Raw genomic sequence first — 7,361 nt, forward strand, 5'->3', positions numbered from 1 at the left:
ATTGGCGCTGGACTAAACAAAGGCCCCCTTTTAGGGGGCTCACACAAAGCCACCTTCTTTAGAAGGTGGTAATTTACCTTTTCTACTTTCAAGCTGTTATCAGCTCTGTTTTCTTCTTAAGCCGAAAGCCAGAGCTAAACTTAACCCAACCCAAATATACAATGGCCAAGTACCAAGGACTCGATATGGCGTTTGTCCATTGGTTGGGGTGAGCTCTGCGCGCAGTACTGCAGTTTCAAACTGCGGTACTTGCTCAACGATTTTACCTTTGTGATCGGTTACCGCTGTTAATCCGTTGTTAGTCGAGCGGATGAGCGGTTTACCTAACTCTAAGGCACGCATACGGGCGATCTCCATATGCTGAAGAGGGCCGATAGAGTGACCAAACCATGCATCGTTTGAAAGCGTTAGAATGAAGTCTGTTTCGTCAGTCACATTTTGACGCACTTGCTCATTAAAGATGATCTCATAGCAAAGCGCTGGTGCCATGTGCATGCCATTCGCAACGATGTTTGGCTGCACAAAAGCCCCACGGCTAAACGACGACATCGGTAGGTTAAAGAATGGCGCTAATGGGCGCAAAATATCTTCAAATGGTACAAACTCACCAAACGGTAGTAGGTGATGCTTATGGTAACGTTCGCTTAAATCGAAGCTGTAGTCACCGTATGGTGTGATGCCGAGGGACAGAATACTGTTGTAGAACTGTCGATCTTCAGCTTGGTTGACGACACCGGTGATGATTGCGCTGTTATTCATTTTTGCAGCGCTGTCGATATTGCTCAAAAATGAAGGCACTTCAATTTCAAAAGCGGGAATTGCTGCTTCTGGCCAAACGATAATGTCAGCATCCCAGTTTTCACGAGTTAAGTCAGCGTACTTCATGATGGTTGGCCAGCGTTGACTTGGTAGCCACTTTAGGTTTTGGTCTACGTTACCTTGAATCAGCGCGAGCTTAGTCGTGTCTTCTGGTCGGGGTGTTACCCAATCGTAGTTGCGAATCCCAAAGCCAGTACTGAGTAGCACCGCAGGGATAATCGCCACCAGCCACTGCTTATGAATCCATGCATAGGCTAACGCCCCTGCGCTGATAAGGATAAATAGAGTAAGCAGTTCTACGCCGCCAATTGGTGCAAAGCTTGCGAGTGGAGCATCTATCTGGCTATAGCCTAGCCATAACCAAGGGAAGCCGGTCATCACCCAACCACGCAACCAATCACTGATCAGCCATAAAGCAGGTGCAGCGAGAAGTGCTTTTGTGAGCGTAAATTGAGGAAACAGCTTGTTGTTGAGCCAAGCAAATAAGCCTGAATAAACAGCCAAGTAGGCAACAAGTAAGCCCATTAAAAATAAATTGGCAATGAGCGGCATACCGCCAAAACCGGAGATACTGACGTAAACCCAGCTAACGCCAGTTGCAAATTGACCTAACCCCCAAGCATAACCAATCCATAGTGCGCGTTTCGGAGTTTGGTTAGCAAGAAGAATCAGTAGAATTGCTGGGCTAAGAATGGCAATAGGCCACAGCTGGTAAGGAGCGAAAGCGAGTGTAGTAGAGGCGCCAACAAAAGCGGCCACTGAGGGCCGCTTAAGGCGATGAAAGAGTTCATTCATCATTGTAATTTTCTGAGATTCCCAATGGGTATCGCGTTACTCTTGAGTGGCTTCAACCAGGGTTTCTTCGTCTGGGATCGTCACTTGGAGTTGAATGACACGACGGTTATCGGCAGCGGTGACTTTGAAGTTGTAGCCTTCAATTTCAACCAGTTCACCACGAGAAGGTAAGTGACCAAAGGCAGTCATGACCATACCACCAACGGTATCAACTTCCTCATCGCTGAAGTTGGTTCCGAATGTCTCATTAAACTCTTCGATGGTTGTCAGCGCTCTGACAGCAAACGTATGCTTGCTTAGTTTACGAATGTCCGTCTCTTCACTTTCATCGAATTCATCTTCAATATCCCCGACGATTTCCTCAAGGATATCTTCAATGGTCACAAGACCAGAAACACCACCGAATTCATCGACAACAATGGCCATATGATAACGTTCTTCACGGAATTCTTTCAGCAGTCGATCAACGCGTTTACTTTCCGGTACTACAACCGCTGGTCGAATGACTTCTTCGATATCAAATGGATTACTGCCTGAGCCTAAGTATTTAAGTAAGTCCTTCGCTAGAAGTATGCCTTCCACATGGTCTTTATCTTCGCTGATCACAGGGTAGCGAGAGTGTTGAGCATCGGTAATCAAAGCAACCAAGGTATCAAGGTCGTGAGTACGCTCAACGGTAACCATTTGCGAACGCGGGATCATAATGTCACGCACACGCATTTCGGAGATTTCCATAACACCTTCAAGCATATCGCGAGTGTCATGGTCAATCAGGTCGTTAACTTCAGAGTCGCGGATAACATCCACAAGCTCTTGGCGATCTTTTGGTTCGCCCTGAAATAGTTGACCTAGACGTTCAAAGAAGGACTTTCTACTCGGACCTTCTGCCTTTTCTTTCTTATCTTCGTTAGAAGAGGGAGAATTATCTTCGTTCATTGTTTCTCAATTAAGTAACGCTATCAGAAGTGTGATAGCACACATAGAGAGGCGAACACGAGAGTCATTTAGGTGGTTCGCCTTTCCCTGTCGAGTGGCCAATAGCTACTCTTTTTCAGCAATGTAAGGATCTTCATAACCCATACCTTGCATGATTTCGGTTTCGAGGGACTCCATCTCTTCGGCTTCGTCATCCTCTATATGATCATAACCTAGCAGATGCAAGCTGCCATGTACAACCATATGCGCCCAATGTGCTAGCAGAGGCTTGCTCTGTTCAACCGCCTCTTTTTCAACAACTTGGCGGCAAATAATCAAATCACCAAGTAAATCTATTTCCATACCAGGAGGTGCTTCAAATGGAAACGACAACACATTAGTTGGTTTATCTTTGCCGCGATACTCATGGTTGAGCGTATGACTTTCTTGTTCATCAACAATACGAATGGTGACTTCGGCTTGTGGCTGGAAGAGAGGGATTGTCTTATCTAGCCACAATTGGAAATCTTGCTGCGAAGGCAGACCTTCTTCATTTTCGACTGCCAGTTGCAGATCAAGTTCAATCGCCATGATTATTCCTTAGTTGAAGCAACTTGTGCATTCAGTTCGGCTTTTGCTGCTTCTAGTAACTTCGCATCGCGTTCTTCACGACGGCGTTTCTCGAACTCTTTACGCTCTTTCTGGTCTTGTGCTTCCCACTTCTCGTACGCGTTAACGATACGAGCAACCACAGGGTGACGTACAACATCGTCGGCCAAGAAGAAGTTAAAGCTGATGTCGTCAACTTCGCTTAGTACTTCAATAGCATGACGAAGACCCGATTTCGCACCACGAGGTAAGTCAATCTGCGTGACATCACCAGTGATAACCGCGCGAGAGTTAAAACCAATACGCGTTAGGAACATCTTCATCTGCTCAACAGTGGTGTTCTGACTCTCATCAAGAATGATAAAGGCGTCGTTTAGAGTACGACCACGCATGTAAGCAAGAGGGGCGACCTCAATCACGTTACGTTCAATCAGCTTCTCTACGCGCTCAAAGCCCAGCATTTCAAATAGGGCGTCGTATAGCGGACGTAGGTATGGGTCGACTTTTTGGCTTAAATCACCAGGTAGGAAGCCCAATTTCTCACCAGCTTCAACCGCTGGACGAGTAAGAAGAATACGACGGATCTCTTGGCGCTCTAGTGCGTCAACAGCTGCTGCTACAGCAAGGTAGGTTTTACCTGTACCAGCCGGGCCAATACCAAAAGAAATATCATGCGTGACCATGTTAACCAAGTACTGCGCTTGGTTTGGCGTACGTGGTTTGATCACACCTTTCTTGGTTTTGACGAAGACTTCTTTACCATGCTCGATATTAGACTCAGTATTCTGCTCAAGAACACCAGACTCTTTGATCGCTAGGTGGATTTGCTCAGGCTCAATATCTGGGATCTCACCTCGTACAGGTGCGGTATCAACATATAGAGTTTTCAGGATATCCAGCGCGGCTGATGCGGGATGAGGTTTACCGACAATCGTAAAGTGGTCACTACGGTGGTTAATTTCAACGCCTAGACGACGTTCTAAATGCTTGATGTTGTCATCGAATGGACCGCACAGGCTAGCTAGTCGGCGGTTGTCTGAAGGTTCTAGGTTAATTTCTAGAGTTACGATTTTATTGCTCAATGTTGCCTCTCATTTTTTGCCACTTAGTGAGAGCCTGATAACGACCAGGCTCTCCATGGCTATTTATACGAGCTTACGGCGTAAAAGTAGCTACACCCAGCTCATCTTCGCGACGTGTTTTCGCCATCATCTGCGTTGGGGAAATCACACTACGAAGATCCATGTCTTTTTCAGTACGTACTAGCTCACCACGCAGTGAGTTTGCAAATACGTCTACGATCTTCACATCAACGAACTGACCAATTAGGTCTGCACTACCTTCAAAGTTTACTACACGGTTGTTTTCTGTACGAGCGCGTAGTTCCATTAGGTTTTTCTTCGAAGGACCTTCAACTAGAACACGTTGTTCTGTGCCAAGCATTAAGCGAGAGTAACGCATCGCTTGAGCATTGATAGTTTGCTGTAGTTCGTAAAGGCGCTCTTTCTTCACTTGTTCTGACACATCACAAGGGTAATCCGCTGCTGGCGTACCTGGACGTGGAGAGAAAATAAAGCTGAAGCTCATGTCAAAGTCTACATCTTTGATTAGCTTCATGGTGTCTTGGAAGTCTTTGTCTGTCTCACCAGGGAAACCAACAATAAAGTCTGAACTGATTTGAATATCAGGACGAGCTTTACGCAGTTTACGGATGATCGATTTGTATTCGATAGCGGTGTGAGGGCGTTTCATCATCGTTAGGATACGGTCACTACCACTTTGCACAGGTAAGTGCAGGAAGCTCACAAGTTCTGGCGTATCTTCGTATACTGCGATGATGTCGTCTGTGAATTCTAACGGGTGGCTCGTCGTGAAACGAATACGGTCGATACCATCGATAGACGCAACCAAACGAAGCAGTTCTGCAAATGAACAGATCTCACCATCGTGCATAGGACCACGGTACGCGTTTACGTTTTGCCCCAGAAGGTTTACTTCACGTACGCCTTGTTCAGCAAGTTGGGCGATTTCGAACAGTACGTCATCCATTGGACGGCTTACTTCTTCACCACGAGTGTACGGTACGACACAGTAAGTACAGTACTTAGAGCAGCCTTCCATAATAGAAACGAATGCTGTCGCACCTTCTGCGCGAGGTTCAGGTAGGCGGTCGAATTTTTCGATCTCTGGGAACGAAATGTCCATAACTGGTGCATCATCGGACTGAGATTGTTTGATCATCTCAGGTAGGCGGTGCAAAGTTTGTGGGCCAAAAATAACGTCAACGTATGGTGCTCGTTCACGAATATGGTCACCTTCTTGCGTTGCTACACAACCACCTACACCGATAACTACGCCAGGTTTTTTATCTTTTAGTGTTTTCCAGCGGCCTAGCTGGTGGAAAACTTTCTCTTGCGCTTTTTCACGGATCGAACAGGTGTTAAGTAGAAGTACGTCTGCTTCCTCTGGCTCTTCCGTCAGCTCGTAGCCGTTTGCAGCATTAAGCAGGTCGGCCATTTTTGATGAATCGTATTCGTTCATCTGGCAGCCCCAGGTTTTAATTAGCAGTTTCTTACTCATCTCACTTTCGCTCGTTCAGTTGTACTTAAATCGGAGAGCTATTGCTCAAATTATAGCCGCCATCACGGCGGTAAGCGGCGTATTGTACTGCTTTAAAAAGCACCTGACTAGTGATCTAGCTAATTCTCTGCAAAGCCTGATGAAATCTAGTTTTTCGCCCTATGCAGAACAAGGTTTTTTGTTAAACAATTTTGTAAAAATAGCCATGGAAAGTACAATAAAAAACGCCAATTAATCAGCACGATGAAGAGTGAAAAATGAACAAGTATGACATCGCCGTGATCGGTGGCGGTATGGTCGGGGCAGCCGTCGCTGTTGGATTTGCCAAGCAGGGCAGAAGCGTTGTCTTGGTTGAAGGTACAAAACCTAAAGTTTTTGATGCCGCTCAGGCGATGGATATTCGTGTATCTGCAATCTCGCACCAGTCGGTGGAGTTACTTGATTCACTCGGAGCATGGTCAGAGATCAAGAGCATGCGAGTTTGTCCTTATCGGCGGTTAGAAACTTGGGAGCACCCAGAGTGCCGTACTCGTTTTCACTCTGATGAATTGTCATTGGATCAGCTAGGTTACATCGTTGAAAATCGCCTAATCCAATTAGGTCTTTGGCAAGTCTTCTCTCAGTATGAAAATCTAACCGTGATGTGTCCTGAGCGATTAAAAGCCATTGAGTTTGCAGATGTAAATCTTGTGACACTCGAAAGTGGGGAGCAGTTTGAAGCTAACTGGGTGATTGGTGCTGATGGTGCAAACTCTAAAGTTCGTCAATTGGCTGGAATTGGTGTAACTGCGTGGGATTACCGACAACACTGCATGTTGATTAACGTGAAAACAGAATTGCCTCAGCAAGATATTACTTGGCAACAATTTACACCTTCAGGCCCACGTTCATTTTTACCTCTGTGCTCTTTGAGTAACGACGATGGTCAAGTAGTAGGCCAAGGTTCTTTGGTTTGGTATGACTCGCCTATACGTATTAAACAACTGTGTGCGATGGGTAAACCTCAACTAAGGGAAGAAATCTTACGTCATTTCCCTGCTGAATTAGGCGATATTGAAGTTTTACAGTTTGGCTCATTCCCACTCACTCGTCGTCATGCGCAAAGCTACTCAAGCAAAAATTGCGTGTTAGTGGGTGACTCTGCTCATACGATCAACCCGCTTGCAGGGCAAGGGGTAAACTTAGGCTTCAAAGATGTAGACGTTCTCCTTTCGGTAACAGAACACCAAGAAAAGCTGGAAGATACCTTACTCGCGAAATACGAACGCGCACGTCGACCTGACAACTTACTCATGCAGACGGGCATGGACTTTTTCTATAAAGGTTTTAGCAACGATCTTGGGCCATTGAAGTTCGTACGTAATGCTGCATTGAAGCTTGCTGAAAACTCAGGGCCAATTAAGGCTCAAGTACTGAAATACGCGTTAGGTATGTAGTAAGCTACTCAAATCACAGATAGAAAAAAAGCGAGCCATGAGCTCGCTTTTTTAATTCGGCAAATCTAATGATTTCCCGAGTCCAGAACCAAAAAAGAAAAAACCCAGCAAAGTCATGCTGGGTTTTCCGATAATGGTGCGGAAGGAGAGACTTGAACTCTCACACCTTGCGGCGCCAGAACCTAAATCTGGTGCGTCTACCAATTC

The 7,361-nt window shown here is 45.9% G+C and carries 6 protein-coding genes; 1 reads left to right on the forward strand and 5 read right to left on the reverse strand.

Features of this window, described 5'->3' with window-relative positions; genetic code table 11:
- Window positions 1–99: 99 nt before the first annotated feature.
- The 5 genes from lnt to miaB all read right to left on the reverse strand — a co-directional run bounded on the left by lnt (window position 100) and on the right by miaB (window position 5,718).
- A complete protein-coding gene (gene lnt, locus R7E00_RS22315; protein ID WP_053350767.1) occupies window positions 100–1,617 on the reverse strand; it encodes an apolipoprotein N-acyltransferase in 1,518 nt (505 codons plus the stop codon).
- 33 nt (window positions 1,618–1,650) lie between these two features.
- A complete protein-coding gene (corC, locus tag R7E00_RS22320) occupies window positions 1,651–2,550 on the reverse strand; it encodes a CNNM family magnesium/cobalt transport protein CorC (protein WP_005384118.1) in 900 nt (299 codons plus the stop codon).
- A gap of 105 nt (window positions 2,551–2,655) precedes the next feature.
- Window positions 2,656–3,120 (reverse strand): rRNA maturation RNase YbeY, encoded by a 465-nt coding sequence (gene ybeY, locus R7E00_RS22325; protein WP_005373030.1) that lies wholly within the window; start codon window positions 3,118–3,120, stop codon window positions 2,656–2,658.
- 2 nt (window positions 3,121–3,122) lie between these two features.
- The gene (locus R7E00_RS22330) at window positions 3,123–4,220 is read right to left on the reverse strand and encodes a PhoH family protein (RefSeq protein ID WP_262606459.1); all 1,098 of its coding nucleotides are present in this window, start codon (window positions 4,218–4,220) and stop codon (window positions 3,123–3,125) included.
- A 73-nt stretch (window positions 4,221–4,293) separates the two neighbouring features.
- Window positions 4,294–5,718: a tRNA (N6-isopentenyl adenosine(37)-C2)-methylthiotransferase MiaB gene (gene miaB / locus R7E00_RS22335; RefSeq protein WP_005373038.1), complete on the reverse strand. Its 1,425-nt coding sequence runs from the start codon at window positions 5,716–5,718 to the stop codon at window positions 4,294–4,296.
- Window positions 5,719–5,975: 257 nt separating this feature from the next.
- Here miaB and R7E00_RS22340 point away from each other — a divergent pair, with 257 nt between their 5' ends.
- The gene (locus R7E00_RS22340) at window positions 5,976–7,154 is read left to right on the forward strand and encodes a 2-octaprenyl-3-methyl-6-methoxy-1,4-benzoquinol hydroxylase (protein ID WP_158173713.1); all 1,179 of its coding nucleotides are present in this window, start codon (window positions 5,976–5,978) and stop codon (window positions 7,152–7,154) included.
- Window positions 7,155–7,361: the final 207 nt, after the last annotated feature.

Source organism: Vibrio sp. Vb1755, assembly GCF_033338635.1.
Taxonomy (GTDB): Bacteria; Pseudomonadota; Gammaproteobacteria; order Enterobacterales; family Vibrionaceae; genus Vibrio; species Vibrio alginolyticus.